Annotated in this window: 26 protein-coding genes; 25 read left to right on the top strand and 1 reads right to left on the bottom strand. The window is 49.0% G+C overall.

The window, feature by feature from the left end:
* Positions 1-9 precede the first annotated feature (9 nt).
* The 9 genes from BLR65_RS23325 (at position 10) to BLR65_RS23285 (ending at position 6,401) form a co-directional block, all read left to right on the top strand.
* Complete coding sequence (locus tag BLR65_RS23325) at positions 10-969, top strand: DNA-directed RNA polymerase subunit alpha (protein WP_093796565.1); 960 nt, start codon at positions 10-12, stop codon at positions 967-969.
* Between the two features lie 15 nt (positions 970-984).
* On the top strand, positions 985-1,323 hold the full coding sequence (rplQ, locus tag BLR65_RS23320) for a 50S ribosomal protein L17 (RefSeq protein ID WP_093796564.1): 339 nt from the start codon (positions 985-987) through the stop codon (positions 1,321-1,323).
* A 136-nt stretch (positions 1,324-1,459) separates the two neighbouring features.
* Positions 1,460-2,290 (top strand): energy-coupling factor transporter ATPase, encoded by an 831-nt coding sequence (locus tag BLR65_RS23315; protein ID WP_093796563.1) that lies wholly within the window; start codon positions 1,460-1,462, stop codon positions 2,288-2,290.
* The gene (locus BLR65_RS23310) at positions 2,281-3,150 is read left to right on the top strand and encodes an energy-coupling factor transporter ATPase (RefSeq protein ID WP_093796562.1); all 870 of its coding nucleotides are present in this window, start codon (positions 2,281-2,283) and stop codon (positions 3,148-3,150) included. Before BLR65_RS23315 ends, BLR65_RS23310 begins: the two co-directional genes overlap by 10 nt.
* Complete coding sequence (locus tag BLR65_RS23305; RefSeq protein ID WP_093796561.1) at positions 3,140-3,949, top strand: energy-coupling factor transporter transmembrane component T family protein; 810 nt, start codon at positions 3,140-3,142, stop codon at positions 3,947-3,949. The genes BLR65_RS23310 and BLR65_RS23305 overlap by 11 nt, the downstream gene beginning before the upstream one ends.
* On the top strand, positions 3,946-4,683 hold the full coding sequence (gene truA / locus BLR65_RS23300) for a tRNA pseudouridine(38-40) synthase TruA (RefSeq protein ID WP_093796560.1): 738 nt from the start codon (positions 3,946-3,948) through the stop codon (positions 4,681-4,683). The genes BLR65_RS23305 and truA overlap by 4 nt, the downstream gene beginning before the upstream one ends.
* A gap of 244 nt (positions 4,684-4,927) precedes the next feature.
* Positions 4,928-5,365 (top strand): 50S ribosomal protein L13, encoded by a 438-nt coding sequence (rplM, locus tag BLR65_RS23295; RefSeq protein WP_093796559.1) that lies wholly within the window; start codon positions 4,928-4,930, stop codon positions 5,363-5,365.
* A 23-nt stretch (positions 5,366-5,388) separates the two neighbouring features.
* Positions 5,389-5,781 (top strand): 30S ribosomal protein S9, encoded by a 393-nt coding sequence (gene rpsI / locus BLR65_RS23290; RefSeq protein WP_093796558.1) that lies wholly within the window; start codon positions 5,389-5,391, stop codon positions 5,779-5,781.
* Between the two features lie 224 nt (positions 5,782-6,005).
* Positions 6,006-6,401, top strand: coding sequence for a PaaI family thioesterase (locus BLR65_RS23285; protein WP_093796557.1), 396 nt, complete (start codon positions 6,006-6,008; stop codon positions 6,399-6,401).
* Positions 6,402-6,439: 38 nt separating this feature from the next.
* On the opposite strand, the gene BLR65_RS23280 is transcribed toward BLR65_RS23285, so the two are convergent.
* Positions 6,440-7,231: a transglycosylase domain-containing protein gene (locus tag BLR65_RS23280; protein WP_093796556.1), complete on the bottom strand. Its 792-nt coding sequence runs from the start codon at positions 7,229-7,231 to the stop codon at positions 6,440-6,442.
* A 109-nt stretch (positions 7,232-7,340) separates the two neighbouring features.
* Between BLR65_RS23280 and BLR65_RS23275 the strand changes: the two genes are divergently transcribed.
* The 16 genes from BLR65_RS23275 to glmM all read left to right on the top strand — a co-directional run bounded on the left by BLR65_RS23275 (position 7,341) and on the right by glmM (position 25,065).
* The gene (locus BLR65_RS23275; protein ID WP_245693004.1) at positions 7,341-8,069 is read left to right on the top strand and encodes an N-acetylmuramoyl-L-alanine amidase; all 729 of its coding nucleotides are present in this window, start codon (positions 7,341-7,343) and stop codon (positions 8,067-8,069) included.
* A 30-nt stretch (positions 8,070-8,099) separates the two neighbouring features.
* Complete coding sequence (amrB, locus tag BLR65_RS23270; protein WP_093796554.1) at positions 8,100-8,933, top strand: AmmeMemoRadiSam system protein B; 834 nt, start codon at positions 8,100-8,102, stop codon at positions 8,931-8,933.
* An 11-nt stretch (positions 8,934-8,944) separates the two neighbouring features.
* On the top strand, positions 8,945-9,460 hold the full coding sequence (gene amrA, locus BLR65_RS23265) for an AmmeMemoRadiSam system protein A (protein ID WP_093796553.1): 516 nt from the start codon (positions 8,945-8,947) through the stop codon (positions 9,458-9,460).
* Between the two features lie 22 nt (positions 9,461-9,482).
* Complete coding sequence (gene amrS / locus BLR65_RS23260) at positions 9,483-10,502, top strand: AmmeMemoRadiSam system radical SAM enzyme (RefSeq protein ID WP_093796552.1); 1,020 nt, start codon at positions 9,483-9,485, stop codon at positions 10,500-10,502.
* A 132-nt stretch (positions 10,503-10,634) separates the two neighbouring features.
* Entirely contained in the window at positions 10,635-11,675 is a 1,041-nt protein-coding gene (gene argC, locus BLR65_RS23255) for an N-acetyl-gamma-glutamyl-phosphate reductase (protein ID WP_093796551.1), read from the top strand.
* A gap of 11 nt (positions 11,676-11,686) precedes the next feature.
* Positions 11,687-12,898 carry a bifunctional glutamate N-acetyltransferase/amino-acid acetyltransferase ArgJ gene (argJ, locus tag BLR65_RS23250; RefSeq protein WP_093796550.1) on the top strand — a complete coding sequence of 404 codons (1,212 nt, stop codon included), beginning with the start codon at positions 11,687-11,689 and terminating at the stop codon, positions 12,896-12,898.
* Between the two features lie 51 nt (positions 12,899-12,949).
* On the top strand, positions 12,950-13,855 hold the full coding sequence (gene argB / locus BLR65_RS23245) for an acetylglutamate kinase (protein WP_093796549.1): 906 nt from the start codon (positions 12,950-12,952) through the stop codon (positions 13,853-13,855).
* On the top strand, positions 13,848-15,044 hold the full coding sequence (locus BLR65_RS23240; RefSeq protein ID WP_245693003.1) for an acetylornithine transaminase: 1,197 nt from the start codon (positions 13,848-13,850) through the stop codon (positions 15,042-15,044). The genes argB and BLR65_RS23240 overlap by 8 nt, the downstream gene beginning before the upstream one ends.
* An 18-nt stretch (positions 15,045-15,062) precedes the next feature.
* Positions 15,063-15,995 carry an ornithine carbamoyltransferase gene (gene argF / locus BLR65_RS23235; RefSeq protein ID WP_093796547.1) on the top strand — a complete coding sequence of 311 codons (933 nt, stop codon included), beginning with the start codon at positions 15,063-15,065 and terminating at the stop codon, positions 15,993-15,995.
* A gap of 354 nt (positions 15,996-16,349) precedes the next feature.
* A complete protein-coding gene (locus tag BLR65_RS23230) occupies positions 16,350-17,573 on the top strand; it encodes an argininosuccinate synthase (protein ID WP_093796546.1) in 1,224 nt (407 codons plus the stop codon).
* A complete protein-coding gene (gene argH / locus BLR65_RS23225) occupies positions 17,566-18,981 on the top strand; it encodes an argininosuccinate lyase (protein ID WP_093796545.1) in 1,416 nt (471 codons plus the stop codon). Before BLR65_RS23230 ends, argH begins: the two co-directional genes overlap by 8 nt.
* Before the next feature lie 35 nt (positions 18,982-19,016).
* Complete coding sequence (locus BLR65_RS23220) at positions 19,017-20,090, top strand: branched-chain amino acid aminotransferase (RefSeq protein ID WP_093796544.1); 1,074 nt, start codon at positions 19,017-19,019, stop codon at positions 20,088-20,090.
* 219 nt (positions 20,091-20,309) lie between these two features.
* Entirely contained in the window at positions 20,310-21,125 is an 816-nt protein-coding gene (gene cdaA / locus BLR65_RS23215; RefSeq protein ID WP_093796543.1) for a diadenylate cyclase CdaA, read from the top strand.
* Positions 21,125-22,069, top strand: a complete 945-nt coding sequence (locus tag BLR65_RS23210) for a CdaR family protein (protein WP_093796542.1) — start codon at positions 21,125-21,127, stop codon at positions 22,067-22,069. Before cdaA ends, BLR65_RS23210 begins: the two co-directional genes overlap by 1 nt.
* 14 nt (positions 22,070-22,083) lie before the next feature.
* A complete protein-coding gene (locus tag BLR65_RS23205; RefSeq protein ID WP_093796541.1) occupies positions 22,084-23,679 on the top strand; it encodes an NAD(P)/FAD-dependent oxidoreductase in 1,596 nt (531 codons plus the stop codon).
* A 45-nt stretch (positions 23,680-23,724) separates the two neighbouring features.
* Complete coding sequence (glmM, locus tag BLR65_RS23200; protein WP_093796540.1) at positions 23,725-25,065, top strand: phosphoglucosamine mutase; 1,341 nt, start codon at positions 23,725-23,727, stop codon at positions 25,063-25,065.
* The last annotated feature ends 52 nt before the right edge of the window (positions 25,066-25,117 follow it).

The following is a 25,117-nucleotide window of genomic DNA, read 5'->3' as shown; positions in this document are numbered from 1 at the left end:
TTTTTCCGGATGATTGAAATCGAAAAACCGAAGATCGAAATAGTAGAAATAAGCGAAGACAACCGCTATGGAAAATTTGTATGGGAACCATTAGACCGGGGCTTTGGCATTACGTTGGGCAATAGTTTACGGCGGGTGCTCCTATCCTCTTTGCCTGGCGCAGCCGTAACCTCAGTAAAAATTGATGGTGTGCTTCATGAATTTGCTACTGTTCCCGGTGTTCGGGAGGACGTCACCGACATTATTCTAAACTTAAAAGAATTATGTCTGAAAATGCATAGTGACGAGCCTAAAGTTTTACTTGTTGAAGCGACTGAAGAAGGCGAAGTCACTGCAGGCGATATCAAGGCCGACGCCGATATTGATATTTTGAACCCTGAACTCCACTTAGCGACAGTAGGTGCGGGCAGTCAGCTCCGCATGGAAATCATGGTTGAAAAAGGCAAAGGCTATGTACCGGCTGACAAAAATAAAAAACCCGACCATGTAATCGGGATTATTCCTGTTGATTCCATCTTCTCACCGATTGTTCGCGTCAATTACAATGTTACCGATACGCGTGTTGGTAACGTAACCAACTATGACAAACTAACATTAGAAGTATGGACAGACGGCAGTATGCGTCCCGAAGAGGCAGTCAGCAAAGCTGCTGGCATTATGGTGTCGCACCTGAAAGTGTTTCAAAATATTGCCGGAGAACCTCCTGAAGAGGATGAGGATCAGGGTTTGGTTTCAGAAGAACCAGCTGAGGGTAAAAACAAAGTAATGGAAATGACCATTGAGGATTTGGATCTCTCAGTGCGTTCTTACAACTGCTTAAAACGGGCCGGAATTAACACAGTGGCAGAACTCGTGCAAAAGAGCGAAGAAGATATGATGAAAGTTCGTAACTTAGGCAGAAAGTCACTGGAAGAAGTTAAGAAAAAAATTATTGAAATGGGTCTGGGACTTGCAGAACATGAAGAGTAAAGGGAGGGAAGAGTTGTGGCCTACAGAAAGTTAGGACGGGACACTAGCGCGCGTAAAGCGTTGTTTCGCAGCATGTTGACCTCCTTCTTTGCCTATGAGCGTATTGAAACAACGGAAGCTAAGGCGAAAGAAATCAGCGGCCTTGCCGAGAAAATGATTACTTTGGCCAAGCGGGGTGATTTGCATGCCCGCCGCCAAGTGTTATCATACCTCTACGACGAAGAAGTCGTGAAAAAGCTATTTGACGTAGTGGCTCCGAAATATGCCGAGCGTCAAGGTGGTTATACCCGGGTCATGAAGCTGGGACCGCGTCGGGGCGATGCTGCGCCTATGGCGATTATTGAATTAGTGTAACAAGTAAAAAACAAGGCGGCCCGGCGGGTCGCCTTTATTCTTACAAGCGGTTTTGACTGGTGTCAGTGCACGGGGGGCATAGCTAATTGCTATTGCCGACTAACTGATTATTTGTAAAGGGGTGCCAAACCTCAACATGGGAGAATTAATTAAAATTGAAAATTTGCGTCATACGTATCCTGGTTATGAAGGTCGGGAGGTAGTTGCGCTTACTGATATTAACTTGACAGTCAATCAGGGAGAATTCGTCGCCGTTATCGGGACAAATGGTTCCGGCAAATCGACACTGGCCAAGCATTTAAATGCCCTTATTTTGCCTACAGGTGGCAGATGTCTGGTAAACGGAATCGACACGACCGATGCGGAAAGGGTCTGGGACATTCGCCAGCAGGTTGGCATGGTTTTTCAAAACCCCGATAACCAGATTGTCGCTGCCGTCGTCGAGGAAGACGTTGCTTTTGGCCCGGAAAATTTAGGGATTCCTCCGGCGGAGATTGCCCGGCGGGTTACGGAAGCTCTGGAGCTTGTCAACATGGAAGAATACCGGCATCATGGTCCTCACTTATTATCCGGCGGGCAAAAACAACGGGTGGCGATAGCGGGCGTGCTGGCCATGCGCCCCAAGTGTCTAGTCCTTGATGAGCCGACGGCCATGCTTGATCCCCGTGGCCGCAAGGAAGTCCTTGATTCGGTATGCCGTTTGAATAAAGAAGGAATTACCGTTGTCTATATTACCCACTTCATGGAGGAAGCGGTAGTCGCCCACCGGGTAGTGGTCATGGAGCAGGGGCAGATTTCCCTCACGGGGACTCCGGCTGAAATTTTCAGTCAGGTCGAGCGACTAAAAACGATGGGCCTGGATGTTCCGCCTGCTGCTGAGGTGGCTGCCTGCTTACGGAAACGGGGGCTTAAGCTGGATAAAAATATCATAAGTGATGAACAATTGGTGGTGGCGTTATGTCCATAATCTTTGACAACGTAACCTATACCTATATGCCTGGTACCCCTTACCAGCGGACCGCCATCCAAAATATTAACATTACCATCAACAAAGGAGAATTTGTTGGCATTATCGGTCATACCGGTTCAGGGAAATCTACATTGGTTCAACATATGAACGGTCTGATCGCCCCTTCGTCCGGCAAGGTAACGATTGACGGTATTGACCTAAAAATGAAAGATCAGGCCGCAAGAAATGCCAGGCGGCAGGTTGGCATGGTTTTTCAGTATCCTGAGCACCAGTTATTTGAAGAAACCATTTATCAGGATATTGCCTTTGGTCCTAAGAACCTGGGCTTAGCGGCAGAACAAGTTGATCAGCGTATCCGCCGGGCGATGGAATTTGTCGGCCTTGAATTTGAAACCTTCAAAGACCGGTCGCCATTTAATCTAAGCGGCGGCCAAATGCGGCGGGTCGCCATTGCCGGTGTGATTGCCCTTGAACCGGATTATCTGGCTCTGGATGAACCGGCAGCAGGGCTTGATCCGTGCGGCCGTGATGAAATTTTTGGGCAGATCGTAAAATTGCATCAGGAAACGGGGAGTACAGTTATCCTGGTATCGCACAACATGGAGGATATTGCCCGTTTTGCCAGCCGTGTATTAGTCATGAATCAGGGACAAATTATCTTAGACGGGCCGCCTAAAGAAATTTTCAGCAGTGGCCGGGAAAAACTGCAGGAGGCCGGTGTGGATGTGCCGCCGATTACTGCACTTATTGATAAATTAAAGGCCAAAGGATTACCTATTAGCAACAATGCTATGACCGCCGAGGACGCGGCTGCAGAAATCTTTAAAGCTGTCAGGGGGAGAAGCCATGCTCAATGACATTACGTTGGGCCAATATTTTCCCGGAAAATCGCCTATTCATCTTCTCGATCCCCGTACTAAGATTTTAGGTGTTATTACTTATATCAGCACGATATTTTTAGCGGAGGATTACCTGGCCTATGCGATTCTGATCGCTTTTGCCGCTATGGCAGTAGGCTTATCGAAAATCCCGGCGCGCATGGTGGTAAAATCAATAAAACCGTTGTGGATCATCATTCTTCTGACCTTGGCCATCCATGTTTTTAGCACTCCGGGCTCAGTTGTATTTACTGTGGGACCACTGCTAGCCACCAGCGAAGGGATTCATATGGGCACCCTTATGTCACTTCGTTTAGTACTCTTAATTGCCGTATCTTCGCTCCTAACGTTTACCACTTCACCAATCGCCCTGACTGACGGTATAGAGAAACTGCTAAACCCGTTTAAACGCATAGGGGTGCCGGCTCACGAACTGGCAATGATGATGACGATTGCGCTGAGATTTATTCCAACACTGTTGGAGGAAGCCGACCGAATCATGAAAGCGCAAATGGCCCGGGGCGCGGATTTTGTTTCCGGCAATATCCTGAAACGGGCGAAGAATATGGTGCCGTTATTAGTGCCGCTTTTTATCAGTGCATTTCGCCGGGCAGATGAATTAGCCGTGGCAATGGAGGCCAGATGTTACCGTGGCGGTCAAAATCGCACCAGAATGAAAGAACTGCAGATGGGCACACCGGATATCATTGCCGCTGTTATCCTGGTGGCATTAATTGCTATCCTGGTTACCATCAAAGTTTTTAAGCTTGCAGCATGAGAAACATAAAACTGAACCTTGCTTATGACGGCACAGCCTACCACGGCTTTCAGCGGCAAACCAATGCCATAACGATTCAGCAAGTGCTGGAAGAACAGCTGCCGAAAATCTTTGGGCATCCGCTTACTGTTTGCGGCGCTGGCCGCACCGATGCCGGCGTGCATGCCTACGGTCAGGTTGTCAGCTTCTTCACTACCGGGACGGTACCGACTGAGCGCATTCCCTTAGCCGCTAAAAGCGTATTGCCGCATGACATTGTTATTACCCACGCGGCAGAAGAATCCGTAGAATTTCATGCCCGCTATTCGGCACAAAGCAAGATTTATCGTTACCGGATCGTCAATTCGCGCCTAGCTAATCCGTTTGAACTTAAGTATGCCTGGCATTTTACCCGGCCGCTTGACATAGCGCTTATGCAAGCTGCGCTGCAGGCCATCGTCGGCACGCACGATTTTTCCGCTTTTCGGGCTACCGGCGGGGCGCCGATCAGTCCAGTCCGTACGATTATGACGGCAGATTGCCGGGCGGCGGATGATTCAATAATTGAATTTGAATTCTGGGGCACCGGCTTTTTGTATCATATGGTACGCAATTTGGTGGGGACGCTGGTCGAGGTTGGGCGGCGCCGCATGACCCCGGCTGGCTTTGACGCTGTGCTGCAGGGCCGTGATCGCCGGGCGGCCGGCGTAACAGCCCCGCCGCATGGCTTATATTTAGTTGAAGTTAAATATTGACTGACGCTTTACTAACACCCTGCCTGAACTCTTTATGAAATAGTAAAAAACACGGGAACAGGCAAACTTTGTCCAAAATATTTTTTGGTGGCAAGGCTTAACGCTTGACATCAGGTAACTAATTTATTACAATAGCTTTATGAGATTTTTGCCATGACTTCCATTAGCCCCGGAATTCAAGGTTAATTATCATAGCTTGTCTTTCAATAGCAGAGTCCTTTAGCTTTTATGAGGAGGATAGACAATGAAAACTTTTATGGCAAACCCGGCCAACATCGAGCGCAAGTGGTATGTTGTCGATGCTGAGGGTCAAACCCTTGGTCGCTTGGCCGTTGAAGTCGCGAAAGTTCTTCGCGGCAAAAATAAACCAACCTTTACTCCCCATGTTGATACCGGCGACCATGTCATTGTGGTTAACGCTGATAAAATTGTATTGACTGGTAAAAAATTAGAACAAAAAACGTATTTCCATCACTCCGGTTATCCGGGTGGCACTACCTTTACAACTGCCGGGAAAATGCTGGCAAGCAAACCGGAACGGGTCATCGAAATGGCTGTTAAAGGAATGCTTCCCAAGAACAGCATTGGCCGTCAAATGTTTCGTAAACTGAATGTTTATGCTGGCCCTAACCATCCACACGCCGCGCAAAAGCCGGAAGTGCTGGAACTCAATATTAGGTAATACCGGAAAGGAGGAACATATAAATGGCATTGGTTACTTACTACGGCACAGGTCGCAGAAAAACCTCGGTTGCCAGAGTTCGTCTGGTTCCGGGTGAAGGCAAAATCATCGTAAACAGTCGTCCGCTAGACGAATATTTTGGTTTAAAAACGCTTGAGCTTATTGTTACTCAACCGCTCAACATCACCGACACGGTTGGCAAATATGATGTATTAGCAAAGGTTGAGGGAGGCGGTGTATCCGGCCAAGCCGGCGCAGTTCGTCACGGTATCGCCCGTGCACTGTTAAAAGTTGACGGTGAATTCCGTCTGCCGCTGAAAAAAGCCGGTCTCTTAACTCGTGACCCGCGCGAAAAAGAGCGTCGTAAATACGGCCTTAAAAAAGCGCGCAAAGCGTCTCAGTTCTCCAAGCGTTAATATTGGCAAAGCTTATCCCTGCAAACTCTGTGTTTGCAGGGATTTTTATTTACCTGAGAATATTTTTTGAGCAGCGGCGATAACTAGTCTCATTTTGGCAGGCCTGTAGAGGAAACATCACCCTGTAGCTAGAATGACTCTTTTTAAAGATAGTAATGAATAAGGAGTGAAAAGGATCAGCAGTTCGGCATACAGTAAGGAAAATACTAAGGGGGATTTATTTGATGGAACGAGTAAAACAGGCTATTGCCAGCGGAGATTTGTTTGCAAAATATGTAGGCATTGAATTAATTGAAGCCGACAAGGGCTATGCCAAAGTAAAAATGGTGATCAAAGACCATCATTTGAATGGTGCCCATATCGTACATGGCGGGGCCATCTTTACCCTGGCTGATTATGCGTTTGCATTAGCCGCTAACAGCGAGGACAGAGTAGCGATAGGAATTAATGCCAGCATTGTTTATGCTCAGGCGGTGAATCAGGGTATACTGTTTGCTGAGGCCAAAGAGATATCATTAAGTTATAAATTAGGAAATTATCTTGTTACTATCACGGATGATAACAACAATGTGGTGGCAACTTACCAGGGAACGGCCTACCGGAAAAATGAAAAGTGGTAAAAATAAAAATCCGGCCAAGGGTTAGCCGGATTTTTGGCTTATTTAGCCAGTAAAATGGGTGTTAATTTTGCCTCCTGTGCCTGGGACGGGCCGATATAATTATAACGTGACATGGCCGCAAGTACGATTGCCTGTCGCTGTTTGGCGGCGTTAAAGTTTACATAGGGCGAGGTTAGCGACGGTGCGTTTGGCAAGCCGGCTAACATGGCGCATTCAGCGAGATTAAGATGGAAAGGCGGTTTGCCAAAATAAATGGTGGAGGCCTCGCCGATCCCTGTCGCCCCCGAACCAAAATAAATGGTATTCAGATACATTTCCAAAATTTCTTCTTTCGAATAGCGCAGCTCAATATCAACAGCCAAAATAAATTCTTCGATTTTCCGGACAAGTGTACGGTCCTGAGAGAGAAACAAATTTTTGACCAATTGCTGGGTAATGGTACTGCCGCCTTCCACGTAAGAGCCTGTTTGCACATTGACAAGCGTAGCCCGCAAAATCCCTTCAATATCAAATCCCATGTGCTGATAAAAACGATTATCTTCGACAGCGATAATTGCCTGCTGCAATGCGAGGGGAGTATCGGCAAGACGAACATAACTTTTTTTATCCAATTTGGCATCAACGGCACTTTTCAAAAAAAATATCCTGTGGATTCGCCCCCAAAGGCCGGAGATGCCTGACATGGTATCGGTAACCGCACCGGTCGGCAGCGGATTGACTTTAGCCAGTGAGGAGCGCAGGAGAGAATCTCCGCCTGCCCAAAGAAAAGTAAGGGAAAATAGCAAAATCAGGAGGGCCAGGAGACGGCCTATTCGAACACGCGGTTTCACGCCGATCACCTCGAAAAGCTTTCTAACTTTCTTTCTATATTATTTTAGCATTTAATTGGCAAATAGAGAATACAGTGTAAATAGCAATTGAGCACTCCGGGGGAAGAAAGTGGGGGTAAGGATGCGGGTACTGGCGATCAGGCGTAAAAGAGTATTGAGTGCGCTTCTTTTTAGTATCGCGGTAGTGGTATTAAATCTTCTGACACTGCGGTATTTGGTTATGGTGGATCTTGACAATGTTGATTTAACCGTACTTAACGGCAAAACAATTGCTATTGACGCCGGACATGGCGGTATTGACGACGGTGCTAAAGGGAACGGCCTTGTTGAAAAAAATATAAATTTGGCGATTGCCGCCAAGCTGGCCAGTATCCTGGCTGACAACGGGGCAAAAACGGTATTTACCCGCGAGGGTGATATCGATTATTATACTAAAGGCAAAGGCGGTAAACGCAATGACCTGCTAAAACGGGCTGAAATCATTGACGCGTCTGGGGCAAACCTTTATCTCAGCATTCATTGTAATGCCATTAAAGGCGCAAATTGGTCAGGAGCGCAGGTATTTTACAATCCCAAATTAGAAGAGAACAGGCAGCTTGCCGAAATCGCGCAGCAAGCTTTAAGAAATTTTCCTTCTGGAAATAAGCGCCAGGCCAAGCAGGATTCTGACATTATACTATTGAAAACTGTTACTATACCAGGTGTGCTTATTGAAGCTGGCTTTATCAGCAACCCAACAGAGGCTGCCCAGCTTAATACGGAAGCTTATCAACAAAAACTGGCTGAAAGTATCGCCAAAGCACTAGCGTATCATTTTAGCCAGAATGTGGGAAGATAAAAAGCACCAGTACCTGAAGGGAGCGATACTATGGACAATTTGGTTGGCTGTGCGCTCATGCCACATCCCCCGATTATGATCCCGGAAGTGGGAAACCAGGAATTGGAGAAAATTAAATCGACAGTTGACGCGGCAAAGCAAGTGGCGGAAATGTTAAAGGAAGGAAATCCCCAGACTATTGTCATTATTACACCGCATGGGCCGGTATTTGAAGATGCAGTTACGGTTAGTATCCATCCTCGCCTCAGGGGAAGCATGGCTCAGTTTGGGGTTCCCGACCTTGTTCTTGGCTTTGAGACAGATAATCTGTTAATCAAACATATTATCCGCAACTGTCAGCGTTTGGGAATTAATTTAAATGAATTGACCGATGATATAGCCAAAAATTATCGGGTATCCCTGCAGCTTGATCATGGTGCCTTTGTGCCGCTTTATTATCTGGCCAAAGCCGGGTTCAAAGGACAGATTGTGCATTTAACAATTGGCATGCTGGCTTATGAAGAGATGTATACCTTTGGGAAAGCGGTTCAGGCAGCAATCGGGCATGTGGACAAGCGGGTAGCGGTTATTGCTTCAGGCGATTTATCGCACCGTCTGACAGCGGATGCTCCGGCCGGCTATAGCCCTAAAGGCGCTGAATTTGACCGTCAGGTTGTAACTGCGCTTACTAATATGGATGTCAAATCTCTGCTCAATATGGATGGAAATTTGATTGAGGAAGCAGGGCAATGCGGCCTGCGGTCAATTTTTTTCCTGCTGGGGGTTATGGGAGGATTGGAGGCGGAAGTAAAGACATCCTCCTATGAGGGGCCTTTTGGTGTTGGTTATGCCGTTATTTCTTATAAGCTGAAAGGTAAGAAATAGGAGGTGTTAGAATGGACAAACCAAGTGCACCGGTAAAACTTGCCGGGGATAGTCTTGCCTATTACCTTGCCCATGGACAGCTCATGGACAAGCCCGCCGAACTGCCGGAAGTTTTACGCGGGAAGGCGGGAGTATTTGTTTCTTTTAAAAAGAAAGGGCAGTTGCGGGGGTGTATTGGGACATTTGCCCCGACTCAGCCGACAATTGCCGAAGAAATCATTCAAAATGCGGTCAGTGCCGGAACTCAGGACCCGCGGTTTCGGCCCGTTGAACCAACCGAACTCGGTGAAATGGAAATCTCCGTTGATGTATTGGAAGCGCCGGAACAGATTGACAGCATAGATGAGCTTGATCCGAAAACATATGGGGTCATCGTTCGTAGAGGGCGGCGCTCCGGTTTGCTGCTGCCTGATCTTGAAGGTGTTGACACTGTCACTGAGCAGGTTGACATCGCCATGCAGAAAGCAGGCATCCGGCCGGAAGAAGAAATTGATTTATACCGCTTTACCGTAACCCGCTATAAATAGCACAAAAGCAGGTGAAGAGAAAGTGCAGGAGGCACTACATTACAAACAGCAAAACAATGCCGTTGTTTGTGGGTTATGTCCGAAAAACTGTCTGATTGCCGAGGGGCAGACAGGCTTTTGCCGGGTACGGCGCAATCTGGACGGCAAGCTGTACAGTTTAAATTATGCACAGGCTACCGCGCAGGCACTGGACCCGATTGAAAAAAAACCGCTTTATCATTTTTACCCCGGCAGTGCTATTTTGTCGCTGGGAACCTGGGGCTGCAACTTTGCATGTAAGTTTTGCCAAAACTGGCAGATTGCCCAGGCTCAGCCGGCGATGACCCGCCTGGAACCGCAGGCTGCGGCAGCGCTGGCGGGCAGGTTTGTCGAACGGGGCAATATCGGTATTGCGTATACATATTCCGAACCTAGCGTGTGGTATGAATATATCCTGGAAACCGCGCGCCTCGTTCAGGCGGCCGGACTACGCAATGTGCTGGTTTCCAACGGCTTCATTAATGAGCGGCCGTTGCAGGAACTCCTGCCTTATATTGCGGCGATGAATATTGATGTCAAAGCTTTTACCGACGATTTTTACCGGCAAGTATGTGCCGGTAAACTTGACCATGTCAAACGAACAGTCGAACAAGCGGCAAAGCAATGTCATGTTGAGATTACGACCTTGCTGATACCCGGGCTAAACGACTCGGCAGAGGAAATCGCCGCGTTGGCTAAGTGGCTGGCCGGTATCAATGAGGATATGCCGCTGCACCTATCGCGCTATTTTCCTAATCATAAAATGGATGCCCCGCCAACGCCTGTCAGTACGTTGGCGCAAGCTCATAAAACGGCCCGTAAGTATCTTAATTATGTGTATCTTGGCAATGTCGGCGGCGAAGGCTCCCATACCTATTGCCCGCAATGCGGTTATAAGGTGATTGACCGTCTCGGCGGTTATAGCCGCCTGAGCGAGTCGGAGAAAAAATGCCCGCAGTGCGGACAGCGCATACCCATTTGCGGTGAAGTCAGGTTTCACACAGAGGCTGATACTCCTAGTTAGGCCTCTTTTTCTTTTGTCCCGACAGGCCTGGCTACCAGTTACAGGCCGGAAAATTTAATGTATACATGAACACAAAAATACTTGCATTATTATTCATATGTAATGTATAATATTACAAAAGGAGCGAGGACTATGAAAATAAGCATTGTTGGCGCTACCGGTTACACCGGTGCGGAATTACTGCGCATACTGGCATCCCATCCGGCTGCCGAAATACAATATATTACTTCCGAAAGTCAGCCAGGAACGGCCATTGCTGATATATACCCTCATCTTACGCGATTTTATACCCAAAAACTGACCAATCTGGCAAGCTTAGAAAAAATAGCAGCAGACAGTGATGTTATTTTTATTGGGCTGCCGCATGGTCATGCGATGGAAGTGGGGCGGAAGGCAACGGCCATTAATGCCAACATCAAAATTATTGATCTTGGTGCCGATTACCGGTTTAAAAATCATGACACATACGAACAATGGTACAAAGTTCCCCACACCCACCGGAACGCCAATGCCGTATATGGTCTGACCGAACTAAACCGCAGCCAGATCCGGGAGGCAGCCATTGTCGGCAATCCCGGCTGCTATACAACAGCCAGTATTTTAGCGCTGGCACCCTTAGTTAAAAATAAACTGGTCGATTTGACGACTATTATTGTGGATGCAAAGTCCGGTGTGTCAGGGGCCGGGCGGGGACTGAATCTCGGCTCGCATTTTACGGAAGTCTTTGAGAGTGTTAAGGCTTATAACGTGGGCGGGCACCGCCATACGCCGGAGATTGAGGAAGTGCTGGGCAGATTGGCCGGCGAAGACATAATCCTTAGCTTTACGCCGCATTTGATTCCTATGGCCAGAGGCATTCTCAGCACCTGCTATGCCAATCTTAAAGCAGGTGTTACGGCGGAGCAGGTTGATGCAGCCTATGTTTCCCTTTACGGTAAGGAATATTTTATTCGCTTGCTGGGGCGGGGTGGCTGTCCGGCGACGAAAAATACCCGCGGCAGCAATTTCTGCGACCTGGGCTGGCATATTGACAAACGTACCGGCCGGGTTGTTGCCATCGCCGCGATTGACAATCTGGTTAAAGGTGCGGCCGGTCAAGCAATTCAAAATATGAATGTACTATTTAATATCGATGAGCGGACTGGGCTTGATTATGCCCCCGTGTATCCGTAGGAGGAGTGTTAATGTTAACTAAAATCACAGGCGGGATCACGGCGCCGCAAGGGTTTAAGGCCGCCGGCGTGCATGCCGGTATAAAAAAGAACGGCAAAGAAGATGTAGGCATTCTTTATAGTACGGTTCCCGCGGCAGCGGCTGCCAAATTTACGACTAATAAAATGGCGGCTGCGCCTGTGCTTGTCTCCCAAGAGGCTGTTAGCCGCGGTAGAGCGCGCGCCATTGTTGTTAATTCCGGCTGTGCCAATGCCTGTACCGGTGAGCAGGGCCTTACCGATGCCCGGACAATGGCTCATCAGGCAGCCCAGGCCCTTAGCCTCGATGATTATGAGGTGTTGGTGGCCTCCACCGGTGTCATTGGCATCAACCTGCCGATGGCCAAAGTTACACAAGGCATTAACCAGGCGGCTGCGGCATTATCCCCGAGCGGCCACGAGTCAATGCTGGCTGCAATCATGACAACCGATACATTTTCTAAATCCTGTGCTTATGAATTTACCCTGGGGGGTAAACTCTGCAAGATTGCCGGCATTGCCAAAGGGGCGGGTATGATTCATCCCAATATGGCAACCATGCTGTCCTTTATTACCACCGACGCCGCCATAGAGCCCTCCCTGCTCAACCAGGCGCTTAGCCAGGCCGTTGAATTGTCTTACAATATGATTTCTGTCGACGGCGATACCAGTACAAATGATACGGTGGCTGTGTTGGCCAACGGTCAGGCCGGCAATGAACTAATTACGGCGACCGCCAGCCCAACTTACCAGGAATTCTATAAAGCGTTACAAACAGTTTGTACGGAACTGGCGCAGCTCATTGTGCGTGATGGCGAAGGGGCAACTAAATTTCTCGCGATTACGGTGGACGGTGCGGCGTCTTTTGCTGATGCCAAATGTGTTGCTATGGCGATTGCCAAATCGCCGCTTGTTAAGACTGCCTTCTTTGGTCAGGACCCCAATTGGGGCCGCATTCTCTGTGCTGCCGGCTATTCGGGTGCAAACGTGCAGCCGGATAAGGCTTCGCTGATGATCGGCGGCTTAACGATCGTTGAGAACGGCCAGGGAGCGACCAGGCTTGATGCCGCAAAACTCAAAGAAGTAATGGCGGCTAAAGATATTGCCGTTACAGTGCATTTGGGCATAGGCGCTGCTTCGGCTACGGTGTGGACCTGTGATTTTTCTTATGAATACGTCAAAATCAACGGTGAATATACGACCTAAATGGTTAAATAATAGTTTGGGAATTTTTAAAATTGGGAAAGGAATGATTCTATGATTAATTCGGTAGAAAAAGCGGCTGTGCTGATTGAAGCCCTACCATATTTGCAGCGGTTTTCCGGCAATACAGTTGTCATTAAATATGGCGGCAACGCCATGCTCAATGACGAACTTAAAAAAAGCGTGATGCAGGATATTATTTTCCTAAAATATGCGGGCATCCGGCCGGTAGTTGTTCATGGCGGCGGCCCGGAAATAACCGGCATGCTGAAAAAACTGGGCAAAGAGTCCAGCTTTGTCAGCGGCCTCCGGGTAACCGATGCCGAGACTGTAGATATTGCCGAAATGGTGCTTGTCGGCAAAATCAACAGCGAAATCGTAAAATATTTAAATTTTCTCGGCGCAAAAGCAGTCGGCTTAAGCGGTAAAGATGCCGATCTTATTATTGCTGCCAAGCACTTGGCCAAAGTTCGCGAAAACGGTCAGGTTAAAGAAGTCGACATTGGTTTTGTCGGTGATGTTCTGAAGCTAAATATTGGGATTGTTGAAAATTTCTTAGAGCAGGGCTATATCCCGGTTATTTCACCGATAGGCGTCGGCAAAGACGGCGCTACCTATAACATTAACGCCGATTATGTGGCCGGCGAACTGGCGGCCGCACTGGGGGCCGAAAAACTGGCCTTGATTACGGATGTTGAGGGTATTTACCGCGACTACAATGATAAGAGCAGTTTTGTTTCCACCTTGTCGCTGGCGGAAGCGCAGGAAATGATTAAAACCGGCAGTATTGACGGGGGCATGATTCCCAAGGTGGAGGCATGTGTGAAAGCGTTGGCTGCCGGCGTGGCCAAGACCCATATTATTGATGGCCGCAAACCCCACTCTTTGCTCTTGGAAATTTTCACCACCGAGGGCATCGGTACTGAGGTGGTCAAATATAGGAGGTATATCAGTGGATAAACAGACGGTATTTGACGTTGATAAAGAAAATTATCTGCCGGTATTTGCCCGGTATAGCATAGTTCTTAGTCATGGCGAAGGCCCTTATGTCTATGATATTGAAGGAAAGAAATACATCGATTTTCTGGCCGGTATTGCCGTAAATGTTTTAGGACACGCACATCCCGCCTTGGTGAAAGCCGTTGCTGATCAAGCAGGAAAAATGATTCATTGTTCCAACCTGTACTACACCGAGGCACAGGCTTTGCTTGCCAAGAAACTGGTGGCGTTAAGCGGCCTTGACAAGGCGTTTTTCGGCAATAGCGGCGCCGAAGCCAATGAAGGGGCTATTAAGCTGGCACGTAAATACGGCAAAACGATTGCTGCCGATAAAGTTGACATTATTGCGGCCGAACATTCTTTCCACGGGAGGACGCTGGCTACTCTGACCGCCACCGGCCAGCCCAAATACCAGCATGGCTATGAGCCCCTGCCGGGCGGCTTTAAGCATGTTCCGTTCAATGACCTGGCGGCGCTGGCAGCGGTGGTGTCAGACAAGACTTGTGCCGTAATGCTGGAACCCATTCAGGGAGAAGGCGGCGTAAACATACCGGACAAGGATTATCTGGCCAAAGTCCGCCAGTTGTGCGACAAATACGGGGCCCTGCTCATTCTGGATGAAATTCAGTCCGGTATCGGACGGACCGGCAAGATGTTTGCCTATGAGCTTTTTGGCATTAAGCCCGATATTGTTACCTTGGCCAAAGGCTTGGCAGGCGGTGTGCCGATTGGCGCTTTTATCACCACCGATAAAGTAGCCGCCGCTTTCGGACCAGGCGACCACGGCACCACCTTTGGCGGCAATCCGTTGGCGTGTGCGGCCGCTAATGCGGTCCTGAAAGTTATCGAAGAGGAAAAACTGCTGGAAAATGCTCAGACAATAGGCGACTATCTTGTGGCAAAACTTAATCGGCTTAAAAACAAATTTCCGGCACTGATTACCGAAGTGCGGGGCAAAGGCTTGATCGTGGGGGCCAAACTCACCCGTCCGGGCCGGGATATTGTAAACGAGTGTATGAACCAAGGTGCGATCATTAACTGCACTGCCGGTGATGTACTCCGGTTTGTACCGCCGCTGATCATTACCAAAGACCATGTTGATGAAATGACGGCCATTTTAGAGAAAACACTGGCGGCTGTACAACTTTAATCTGGGGGAGTGTTAGGAATGAGTCTGAAAGGAAAAGACTTTCTGTCAATACATGATTTATCGGTTGATGAAATATATCAGATTTTTGACTTTGCCAAAATACTCAAGGCAAGGCAAAAGGCTGGTGAGCCGCATCCGTTGTTAAAAGGCAAGACCCTGGGCATGATTTTCCAAAAAGCATCCACCAGGACAAGGGTTTCCTTTGAAGTTGGCATGTACCAGCTTGGCGGCACGGCCCTGTTCTTGTCTTCTCATGACCTGCAAATCGGCCGGGGAGAGCCGGTTAAAGATACGGCACGCGTACTGTCCCGTTATCTGGACGGTATTATGATTCGTACATTTTCCCATCTGGAAGTAGAAGAACTTGCCGATTATGCGAGTATTCCCGTTATAAACGCCTTAACCGACCTCTTACACCCTTGTCAGGCAATGGCCGATATATTTACTACCCTTGAGCATAAAGGCAGCTTAAAAGGGCTTAAATTGTGCTATATTGGCGATGGCAACAATATGGTTAACTCGCTGTTGCATATCTGTGCCAAAGTGGGTATGGATATCAGTGTGGCTACGCCGCCCAACTATGCGCCGGATGCTACCATCGTGGAACAGGCGGCGGTCGCCGCCAAGCTTTCCGGCAGCAAGATCACGATTGTTGACGATCCGTTCGCTGCCGCCAAAGACGCCGATGTGCTTTACACCGACGTCTGGGCAAGTATGGGCAAAGAAGGCGAGCAGGCGATCCGCAAGCAGGCGTTTGCCGGCTTCCAGATCAATAGCGCCATCATGCAGGTAGCCAGAAAGGATTCGCTGGTTATGCACTGTCTGCCGGCTCACCGCGGTGAAGAAATCACCGACGACGTGATGGAAGGGCCTAATTCTGTTGTGTTTGATGAAGCGGAGAACCGGCTGCATATCCAAAAGGCAATAATGGCTCTATTAATGGCTGATTAAGCGGCCAATACGATAGAACTTGTTATAAACGCCCATCTGCTTCGTTTCTCCTGCGGGGGCTTGCTTACGTACGACTGTACGCCGCGCTGCACCTCCTCGTCGTGCCTCGCATCTGGACATTTCTAACAAGTTCCGGCTGCTCATAACTTTCTAGGTTACGGGGGAAGACGAAACGCAAGATATCCGTCATTCTTTCTCGCAATGACCTGTTAAATGGTTAGCGCGAGCTTGGGTGTGGCAATCCTACTTTTTGCGCTTTTGAATTGCAGGAACAAAATAGCAGATAGCGAATAGTTTATAAATTTATCACCAATTACTGTCATACCAATTCAAGAATTAGGGAGGAAATAGATCATGAGTGACATTAAAAAAGTTGTCCTGGCTTATTCGGGCGGCCTGGACACCTCGGTTATTATTCCTTGGCTTAAGGAAAACTATGGCTGCGAAGTGATTGCGATGTGCGCCGATGTGGGGCAGGGCGACGAACTGGCGCCTGTGCGCGAAAAAGCGATTAAGTCAGGCGCCAGCAAGGTATATATTGAGGATTTAACGGCCCCGTTTGTTAAAGACTATGTATGGCCCACATTAAAAGCGGGTGCGGTTTATGAAGGCAAATACCTGCTGGGGACTTCCTTTGCCCGGCCGATCATCGCCAAAGCGCTTGTGGATATTGCGATTAAAGAAGGGGCTGACGCCATCTGTCATGGCGCCACAGGCAAAGGCAACGACCAGGTACGGTTTGAACTTACTGTAAAAGCGCTGGCTCCCCATCTCAAGATTATTGCTCCCTGGCGGCTCTGGAATATCCGTTCCCGCGAAGATGCGATTGATTATGCGGAAAAGCATGGCATTCCGGTACCTGTTACCAAATCACGCCCCTACAGCATGGACCGGAATATCTGGCATTTGAGCCATGAAGGCGCTGATCTTGAAAATCCGGCCAATGAGCCTAAAGATGATGTCTACATGATTACAACGCCGCCGGAAAAAGCTCCGGATACACCCCTTTATATTGAAATTGGTTTTGAACAAGGGACGCCTGTTGCCGTCGACGGCGCGAAGCTGGATGCTGTGGCTCTGTTGACCAAACTCAACGAAATCGGCGCCGCTAACGGCATTGGCATTGCCGACATTGTAGAAAACCGGCTTGTTGGCATGAAATCCCGCGGCGTGTACGAAAATCCCGGCGGCGCTATTTTATACTATGCGCACCGTGAACTGGAATATTTGACACTGGACCGGGCTACTCTCCACTATAAAGAGCAAGTTGCGATCAAATATGCGGAATTGGTTTATGACGGCATGTGGTTTGCGCCACTGAGAGAAGCCCTTGACGCATTCGTCACTGCCACGCAGCAAACCGTTACCGGTACTGTCCGCCTGAAACTCTATAAAGGCAATATCATAAGCGCCGGCGCTACATCGCCATATTCCCTCTACAATGAAAAAATCGTAACCTTTGGCGACAGTGAAGAACTGTACAACCATGGCGACGCTGAAGGCTTTATAAACCTCTTTGGCCTGCCGCTCAAGGTTCGGGCTATGATGAAAGCAGAGGCTAAGAAAAACAATGAGTAAACTGTGGGGCGGACGTTTCGCCAAAAACACGGATGTGATGGTGGAGGAGTTTACCTCCTCCATTTCTTTTGACAGTCGCATGTACCGCCAGGATATTGCCGGCAGTATTGCTCATGCCAAGATGCTGGCGAGTTGCGGTATCATCAGCCAGGAAGATGCTACGCTGATTATTGATGGGCTCCAAGGCATACTGGCGGATATTGAGGCTGGCAATTTCAGTTTTGAAGTATCCTTAGAAGACATTCATATGAACATTGAGAAGCGTTTGACTGAGCGCATTGGGGCGGCAGGCGGGAGGCTGCATACGGCCCGCAGCCGGAACGACCAGGTTGCGCTTGATACCCATATGTATGTTCGTGAGCAGGTGGGCGAAGTTGCCAAGCTCTTATTTGACTTAGAGCAGGCCGTTCTTGATACGGCAAGCAAATATCCCGATGTCATTATGCCTGGCTACACGCATCTGCAGCGGGCACAGCCTATTTTATTTTCGCATCACATGCTGGCTTACTTCTTCATGTTCGAGCGGGATTTCCGGCGATTGGGCGGGGTATGGGAATCCGCCGATATTATGCCGCTGGGCGCCGGCGCTCTGGCGGGCACGACGTTCCCCATTGACCGGGAGCAGGTGGCCAGAGAACTTAACTTTGGCCGGATTTACGAAAATAGCCTGGATGCTGTCAGCGACCGGGATTATATCCTCGAATTTTTGGCGTTTGCCTCGATTCTTATGATGCACTTAAGCCGTCTCAGTGAAGAGATTATTCTGTGGTCCTCAACCGAATTTTCCTTTATTGAGCTTGATGACGCTCACTGCACCGGTTCCAGCATTATGCCCCAGAAAAAAAACCCGGATGTCGCCGAGTTAGTACGGGGCAAAACCGGCAGAGTGTTTGGCCATCTTATGGCTATGCTGACAGTGGCCAAAGGACTGCCGCTGGCTTATAACAAAGACCTGCAGGAGGACAAAGAGGGCCTGTTTGATACCATAGATACCGTTAAGTTCAGTCTGACAGTCTATGCTGCCATGCTGCGCGGGACGAAAGTCAATGCCGGTGCTATGCGCCAGGCGCTGAAAACTGATTTTTCCAATGCCACCGACATGGCCGACTATCTTGTTAAAAAAGGTTTGCCCTTCCGGCAAGCACACGAAGTCGTTGGTAAATGCGTAGCCTACTGCCTAAATGAGCATAAGACGCTGACAGACTTAACACTTACGGAGTTTAAAGAATTCTCGCCGTTGTTTGCAGCAGATATTCTGGAAGCCATTTCGGTAGAAACCTGCGTAGCGGCACGTAATTCCCTGGGTGGAACATCGCCCACTCAGGTTGGACAAACCATCGACATTGCCAAGTCCGTCATGGAGAAACAACAAAAACGCCTTGACATGTATACAAAAATCAAACTATAATAACCATAAATATACATCCAAGGAGGCCTGTTAACATGACAGATATTGCTGTTACACTGGCTGATAAACGCGGCACACTTCCCGCAGAAGACAAACTGGGATTTGGTAAAATATTTACTGACCACATGTTTGCAATGGACTATGTCGAGGGTAAAGGCTGGCATAATGCCCGCATTGTTCCATACGGAGATTACGATATATCCCCGGCGGCTATGGTGCTACACTATGGCCAGGCTATTTTTGAGGGGATGAAGGCTTTTCGTACGGAAGATAACCGTATTGTAATGTATCGGCCCATGGATCACCTGAAACGCTTTAACAATTCGGCGGATATTCTGACAATTCCCCGGATGGACATTGATGTAGTTCATGCCGGCCTGAGACAACTGGTTGAGCTTGAAAAGCACTGGGTACCTAAAGCATTGGGAACTTCCCTGTATATTCGGCCTTTTGTCATCTCCATTGATCCCTATGTCGGCGTAAAAGTTGCCGAACAGTATACTTTATTCATTATTCTTTCCCCGGTTGGCGCCTATTACGCCTCAGGCTTTAAACCTGTCAAGATTAAGGTTGAGGAGCATTTTGCCCGCGCTGTTAAAGGCGGTCTGGGCGAAGCCAAAACCCCGGCCAACTATGCCGCCAGTCTTAAAGCTTCTGAAGTGGCTAAGGAAGAAGGCTATACGCAGGTTCTGTGGCTTGATGCCATTGAAAAAAAATATATTGAAGAAGTTGGTACAATGAACATCTTCTTCAAAATTAATGACGAGATTATTACCCCCGAACTTGATGGCAGCATCCTAAATGGCATCACCCGTCGTTCCGTGCTGCAGGTTGCCAAGTCCTGGGGCATGAAAGCTACGGAACGCCGCATTTCGATTGCAGAAGTTTATGAAGCTCATGCTAAAGGACAACTGCAGGAGGTCTTCGGCTCCGGTACAGCTGCCGTTATTTCGCCGGTTGGCGAGCTTTCCTGGAAAGGGAAGAAAATTACGATTAACAATAATCAAATCGGCGAAACCTCACAAAAACTGTTCGACTATATTACCGGTTTGCAACAGGGCCGTGTAGCCGACAAATTTGGCTGGGTTGAAGAAGTAGCGAAACTATAATTTGTTTTTATACACACATAGACTAAATTAGGCTTGTGCCGTTAGGGCGCAAGCCTAATTTAGTCATGCAAACCGGCACTTATCATAATGATCAGCCTATACGTAAAAATGAATTAATAATTTTTCAATAAACCTCATTTTTCTAAAAGGTTTTCCTATTATTGGGTAGAATAAAGCTATAGGTTACTGAATTTTTTATTCCGTGCTGAGGTGTATAGCATGTTATTGCAAATAAGGGGCATAATTTCAACAATTAGTTTCCTCGATATTATTGATATTGTAATTGTTGCCTATTTTCTATATAAATTCTATGTTATGATCCGCGATACCAGGGCTGTAGCGCTATTGAAAGGCCTGATTGTTCTATTGCTGGCTACCATGGTTAGCCGGTGGCTGGAGCTTAATGTGATTAATTGGCTGCTGCAGAAGACGATGACAGTGGTATTAGTCGCCTTGCCTGTCGTTTTTCAGCCTGAACTTCGGCGGGCGTTGGAGCAACTGGGACGGGGGCGATTTTTTCAAAACAGCCGCCAACTGAACGCCGAAGAAAAAGAAAATCTTTTTAGCGAACTGGCCAGAACGGTTACCGCCCTGTCAAAGAATAAAATTGGTGCGTTGATTGTGCTGGAACGGGAAACCGGGTTAAATGACTATATTGAGACAGGCATCAAAGTGGATGGATTAGTATCAAGCGAATTCTTAATTAATATTTTTATCCCCAATACTCCACTCCATGATGGTGCCGTTATTATTCGCGCTAACCGGGTGCAAGCGGCCGGTTGTTTGTTGCCCCTGTCTGACGATCGAACCCTGACCAAGGAACTGGGGACCAGACACCGGGCGGCAATTGGTATCAGTGAACAAACTGATGCCGTGGTCATCATTGTCAGCGAGGAAACCGGGATTATCTCTCTGGCCCGGGGCGGCAGGTTGCACAGATATATGGATGCTGAAAGTCTGAAAGAGCAACTAACGCCGCTTTTCGCGGCCAAAAGCTCTTCTTTAAGCGATCTACTTAGCTGGAGGCCGTCGTAATGCTTTTTGAAAACTTCTTTAAAAAACCGGGGGAAACAAAGAATATAACACCAAAGATTTTGGCTGTTGTTCTAGCTGTTATCCTGTGGATGTATGTTATGAATGAGCAAAATCCGCCGTTTGAAGCTTCCTTTACCCTGCCGCTGGAGGTGCGTAATGCGGCGACAAGTATGGTAATTTCTGATGTCCCTGAAACAGTCAAAGTTAAAATCCGTGGCCCGCGCAGCGTGGTGGCAGGCGTGCTTACCAAAGACCTCAAGGCCTTTGTGGACGTCAAAGGATTAAGCGAAGGAGTTCACAGTGTCACTGTTAGTGCCACTATTCCCTCGAATATAGAATTGGTTGAAATTATTCCTGACAAGGTGAATGTAAGGATTGAAAACATTATCAGCCGGCAATTGCCTGTTGAGGTACGGTTAACGGGCACACCGCCCAAAGGAACGGTGGTTGGCAAGACGGCTGCGGCAACCGAGTCTGTCACCATCGAGGGACCTAAAACCATTGTGGAGACAGTGGAAAAAGTAATAGCCGCGGTCGATTTAGCAGGAAAAAATACGGATATTACCGCCGATGCGGTGCTGGTTCCGCTTAATCACGCCGATAAAGAAGTCGAAGGCATCGCCGTTTATCCGGAAAGAACCCGGGTAAGCGTCAACCTGGTAAGCACACTTAAGAAAAAAACGCTGGATATAAGACCGGTCACACAGGGGGAATTACCGCCGGGTTTGTCGATTAAGAGTATTGTGACTCAGCCGGATAAAGTTGAAATTACGGAAACAGTGCCAGGCAAAGATATTGAAAAACTGGAGGCTATTTATACCGAACCTGTCAATTTAGCCGATATAAATAAAGATACGGAAAAAGAAGTCAAGCTGCTATTGCCGGAAGCCACAACCGGTACGGTGGGGACGGTTACTGTCAGGGTTAAAGTCGGACCACGCTAAAGGAGTAGGAACCATTGCTTAGAATCAGTAATTTTCGTGTACCGTTAACCGATGATACGCCACTCAGGCTACTGGCGGCCAAGCGGTTAAAACTGGCGGCCGATGCCATACGGCAAGTGGCTATTGTCCGGCAGGCGGTCGATGCCCGCCGGAAGAATCATATTACTTTTGTCTATACGCTGGAGGTCACGGCGGCGGTCCCGGACGGTCAGGTATTGTCCCGGCTCCGAGGGGATAAGGATGTTGTCCGGGCAATCCCTGCTGCCGGGGAAAATATTCAGTTTGGCCAAAAACATCTGACAAATCCGCCGGTTGTGGTAGGTGCGGGACCGGCAGGCCTGTTTGCCGCCTATGTGCTTGCCCAATACGGCTTTAAACCGCTGTTAATTGAACGCGGGCGGGACGTGGAGCGGCGAGACCGGGATATTGCCGATTTCTGGCGTACAGGTAAATTGGATGAACAAAGTAATGTCCAGTTCGGCGAGGGTGGGGCGGGGACATTTTCCGATGGCAAGCTTACCACCCGGGTCACTGATCCCCGGATGGCCCAGATTCTTGCTATTATGGTAGCTGCCGGTGCACCGCCGGAAATCAAGTATCTTCATAAACCGCATATTGGCACAGACAAACTGCGGCAAGTCGTAAGAAATATTCGCAAAAAAATAATTGAGCTGGGCGGTCAGGTTGAATTCGAGGCCAAAATGACAGGCATCGCCAGGAAAGATGGCCGTTTGACCGGCATCACCATCAATGATAATCGATTTTTGCCATGTGACGCCTTATTTTTGGCCATTGGCCACAGCGCGCGTGATACCTATCAAATGCTTTTTCAGGCCGACATCGCGATGGAGGCCAAACCGTTTGCGATCGGTGTGCGCATTGAGCATCCCCAGGAACTCATTGATACGGCTCAATACGGCGCCGCCGCCGGCCACCCCAAACTGGGGGCTGCTGACTATGCCCTGGTCTATCAAGACAAGGCGACAGGCCGGGCGGCCTATTCTTTCTGCATGTGCCCCGGCGGGCTGGTCGTAGCGGCCGCTTCGGAAGCCGGCGGCGTAGTAACCAATGGGATGAGTTTGTTTAAGCGCGACTCCGCCATTGCCAACAGCGCGCTGGCGGTGACGGTTAACCCTGCTGATTTCGGCCCCGGGGTACTTGCCGGGATTGAATTTCAGCGACGCTATGAACGGTTGGCGTATGCCCTGGGTGGTCATAGCTATACGGCCCCGGCCCAGACAGTCGGCGATTTTTTGACAGGCAAAAGCGGCAGCCGCAGCTATCTTGTCCAGCCTAGTTACCGACCCGGCGTAACGCCTGCCGACCTGCATGGATGTTTGCCGGACTTTGTTGCAGGGACTTTGGCCAGGGCTTTGCCGGATTTTGGGCGAAAGATTCGCGGTTTTGATCATCCGGGAGCCGGGCTTACCGGTGTCGAAACCAGAACGTCAGCCCCTGTCCGCCTGCTGCGCGGCCAGGATTTTGCGTCAGTGAACACGGCCGGGCTTTATCCGATTGGGGAGGGTGCCGGTTATGCCGGGGGTATTATGAGTGCCGCCCTGGATGGGATGAATGCGGTCATCCGATTTTTTGGCGAATATAAGGCATGATTTCGCACTGCTTACACTAAGAAACCGAAGGGAGTATCAACATATATGACACGATTGTTTGGAACAGACGGCGTACGCGGGTTGGCTAATGCTGAACTGACTCCTGAACTGGCTTTTAAAATGGGCCGGGCAGCAACCTACTATTTTGGTAAAGAACATAAACGCCCGGTTTTTTATATTGGACGCGATACCCGTATTTCCGGGCATATGCTGGAAGCAGCGCTGGCGGCCGGTATTTGTTCAGCCGGTGGGGAAGCCGCTTTACTTGGGGTGATTCCCACGCCCGCAGTAGCTTATCTAACCAGGCGGTATGGAGCGCAAGCCGGTGTCGTTATTTCGGCGTCCCACAATCCTTTTCCCGATAACGGCATTAAATTCTTCGCAGGCACCGGCTATAAGCTGCCGGATGCCGTCGAAGACGAACTGGAAAAACTCATTACAGCCGACAAGGATACCATGCCCTGGCCAACCGCCGACGGTGTCGGCCTTATTACCTACAAGCATGATTTATGGCATGAATATGTAAAATACGCTCTGGAAACGGTTGATGCTTCCTTAGAAGGGTTAAAAGTGATAGTAGACTGTGCCAACGGTGCCGCCTATGAAGCAGCTCCCGCAGCCCTGCGGGAATTGGGGGCGGAGGTTGTCGTCATCAATGATAAACCTGATGGCATCAATATTAACGCCAACTGCGGATCTACTCACCTGGAACAGTTGCAGGCGGCCGTCGTTCACCATAAAGCTGACTTTGGGCTGGCTCATGACGGGGATGCCGACCGCTGCCTGGCTGTTGACGAAACAGGCGAACCCATTGACGGCGATCAGATCATGCTCATCTGTGCCTTGGAAATGCTCCGGCAAAATACGCTGCCTGACAAAACTCTGGTGGCCACGGTGATGAGCAATCTTGGCCTGCATCAGGCTATGAAAAATGCCGGCGGCAAGGTGCTTGTTACCCCCGTAGGCGACCGCTACGTACTGGAAGCCATGCTCAAACATAAGCTGGTACTAGGCGGCGAACAATCAGGCCATATCATATTTAGCCAGCACAGCACTACCGGCGACGGTCTGATTACAGCCCTGAAGCTTGCTGCCGCCTTAAAACAGAGTGGCCAAAAAATGTCGCAACTGGCAAAGGTCATGACCAGATTTCCGCAGCTATTGGTAAATATTCGCGTTAAGAGTAAACAGGGCTGGGAGAATAACCCTAAGATAATAGCCGCCATCAAAGCCGGTGAAGCCGAACTTGGGGATAATGGCCGGATTCTGGTGCGGCCTTCCGGGACAGAGCCGCTTATCCGGGTAATGGCGGAAGGACCGGTATTATCTGATCTGGAGCGGATTGTCGCGGCCATTGCCGAGGTCATTAAACGGGAGCAGTCATAATCAGTACGTCAGGGCATGTTCATGAAAAAAGGCAGGGATTAAAAAGGACTTT

It is taken from the genome of Sporomusa acidovorans (assembly GCF_900101845.1).
In the GTDB taxonomy this organism is placed as follows: Bacteria; Bacillota; Negativicutes; order Sporomusales; family Sporomusaceae; genus Sporomusa; species Sporomusa acidovorans.
Note: the sequence above shows the minus strand (reverse complement) of the source record. Positions and strands in the feature narration are given on the sequence as shown.

Bases quoted from the DNA above. Each gene is read 5' to 3' on its own strand.
- argJ (WP_093796550.1), top strand. From the start codon at position 11,687: ATGTTAACTAAAATCACAGGCGGGATCACGGCGCCGCAAGGGTTTAAG.
- argH (WP_093796545.1), top strand. From the start codon at position 17,566: ATGAGTAAACTGTGGGGCGGACGTTTCGCCAAAAACACGGATGTGATG.
- amrB (WP_093796554.1), top strand. From the start codon at position 8,100: ATGGACAATTTGGTTGGCTGTGCGCTCATGCCACATCCCCCGATTATG.
- BLR65_RS23305 (WP_093796561.1), top strand. From the start codon at position 3,140: ATGCTCAATGACATTACGTTGGGCCAATATTTTCCCGGAAAATCGCCT.
- rpsI (WP_093796558.1), top strand. From the start codon at position 5,389: ATGGCATTGGTTACTTACTACGGCACAGGTCGCAGAAAAACCTCGGTT.
- BLR65_RS23285 (WP_093796557.1), top strand. From the start codon at position 6,006: ATGGAACGAGTAAAACAGGCTATTGCCAGCGGAGATTTGTTTGCAAAA.
- glmM (WP_093796540.1), top strand. From the start codon at position 23,725: ATGACACGATTGTTTGGAACAGACGGCGTACGCGGGTTGGCTAATGCT.
- truA (WP_093796560.1), top strand. From the start codon at position 3,946: ATGAGAAACATAAAACTGAACCTTGCTTATGACGGCACAGCCTACCAC.
- BLR65_RS23220 (WP_093796544.1), top strand. From the start codon at position 19,017: ATGACAGATATTGCTGTTACACTGGCTGATAAACGCGGCACACTTCCC.
- BLR65_RS23315 (WP_093796563.1), top strand. From the start codon at position 1,460: ATGGGAGAATTAATTAAAATTGAAAATTTGCGTCATACGTATCCTGGT.
- argF (WP_093796547.1), top strand. From the start codon at position 15,063: ATGAGTCTGAAAGGAAAAGACTTTCTGTCAATACATGATTTATCGGTT.
- BLR65_RS23230 (WP_093796546.1), top strand. From the start codon at position 16,350: ATGAGTGACATTAAAAAAGTTGTCCTGGCTTATTCGGGCGGCCTGGAC.
- cdaA (WP_093796543.1), top strand. From the start codon at position 20,310: ATGTTATTGCAAATAAGGGGCATAATTTCAACAATTAGTTTCCTCGAT.
- BLR65_RS23310 (WP_093796562.1), top strand. From the start codon at position 2,281: ATGTCCATAATCTTTGACAACGTAACCTATACCTATATGCCTGGTACC.
- BLR65_RS23325 (WP_093796565.1), top strand. From the start codon at position 10: ATGATTGAAATCGAAAAACCGAAGATCGAAATAGTAGAAATAAGCGAA.
- argC (WP_093796551.1), top strand. From the start codon at position 10,635: ATGAAAATAAGCATTGTTGGCGCTACCGGTTACACCGGTGCGGAATTA.
- BLR65_RS23210 (WP_093796542.1), top strand. From the start codon at position 21,125: ATGCTTTTTGAAAACTTCTTTAAAAAACCGGGGGAAACAAAGAATATA.
- rplM (WP_093796559.1), top strand. From the start codon at position 4,928: ATGAAAACTTTTATGGCAAACCCGGCCAACATCGAGCGCAAGTGGTAT.
- amrA (WP_093796553.1), top strand. From the start codon at position 8,945: ATGGACAAACCAAGTGCACCGGTAAAACTTGCCGGGGATAGTCTTGCC.
- argB (WP_093796549.1), top strand. From the start codon at position 12,950: ATGATTAATTCGGTAGAAAAAGCGGCTGTGCTGATTGAAGCCCTACCA.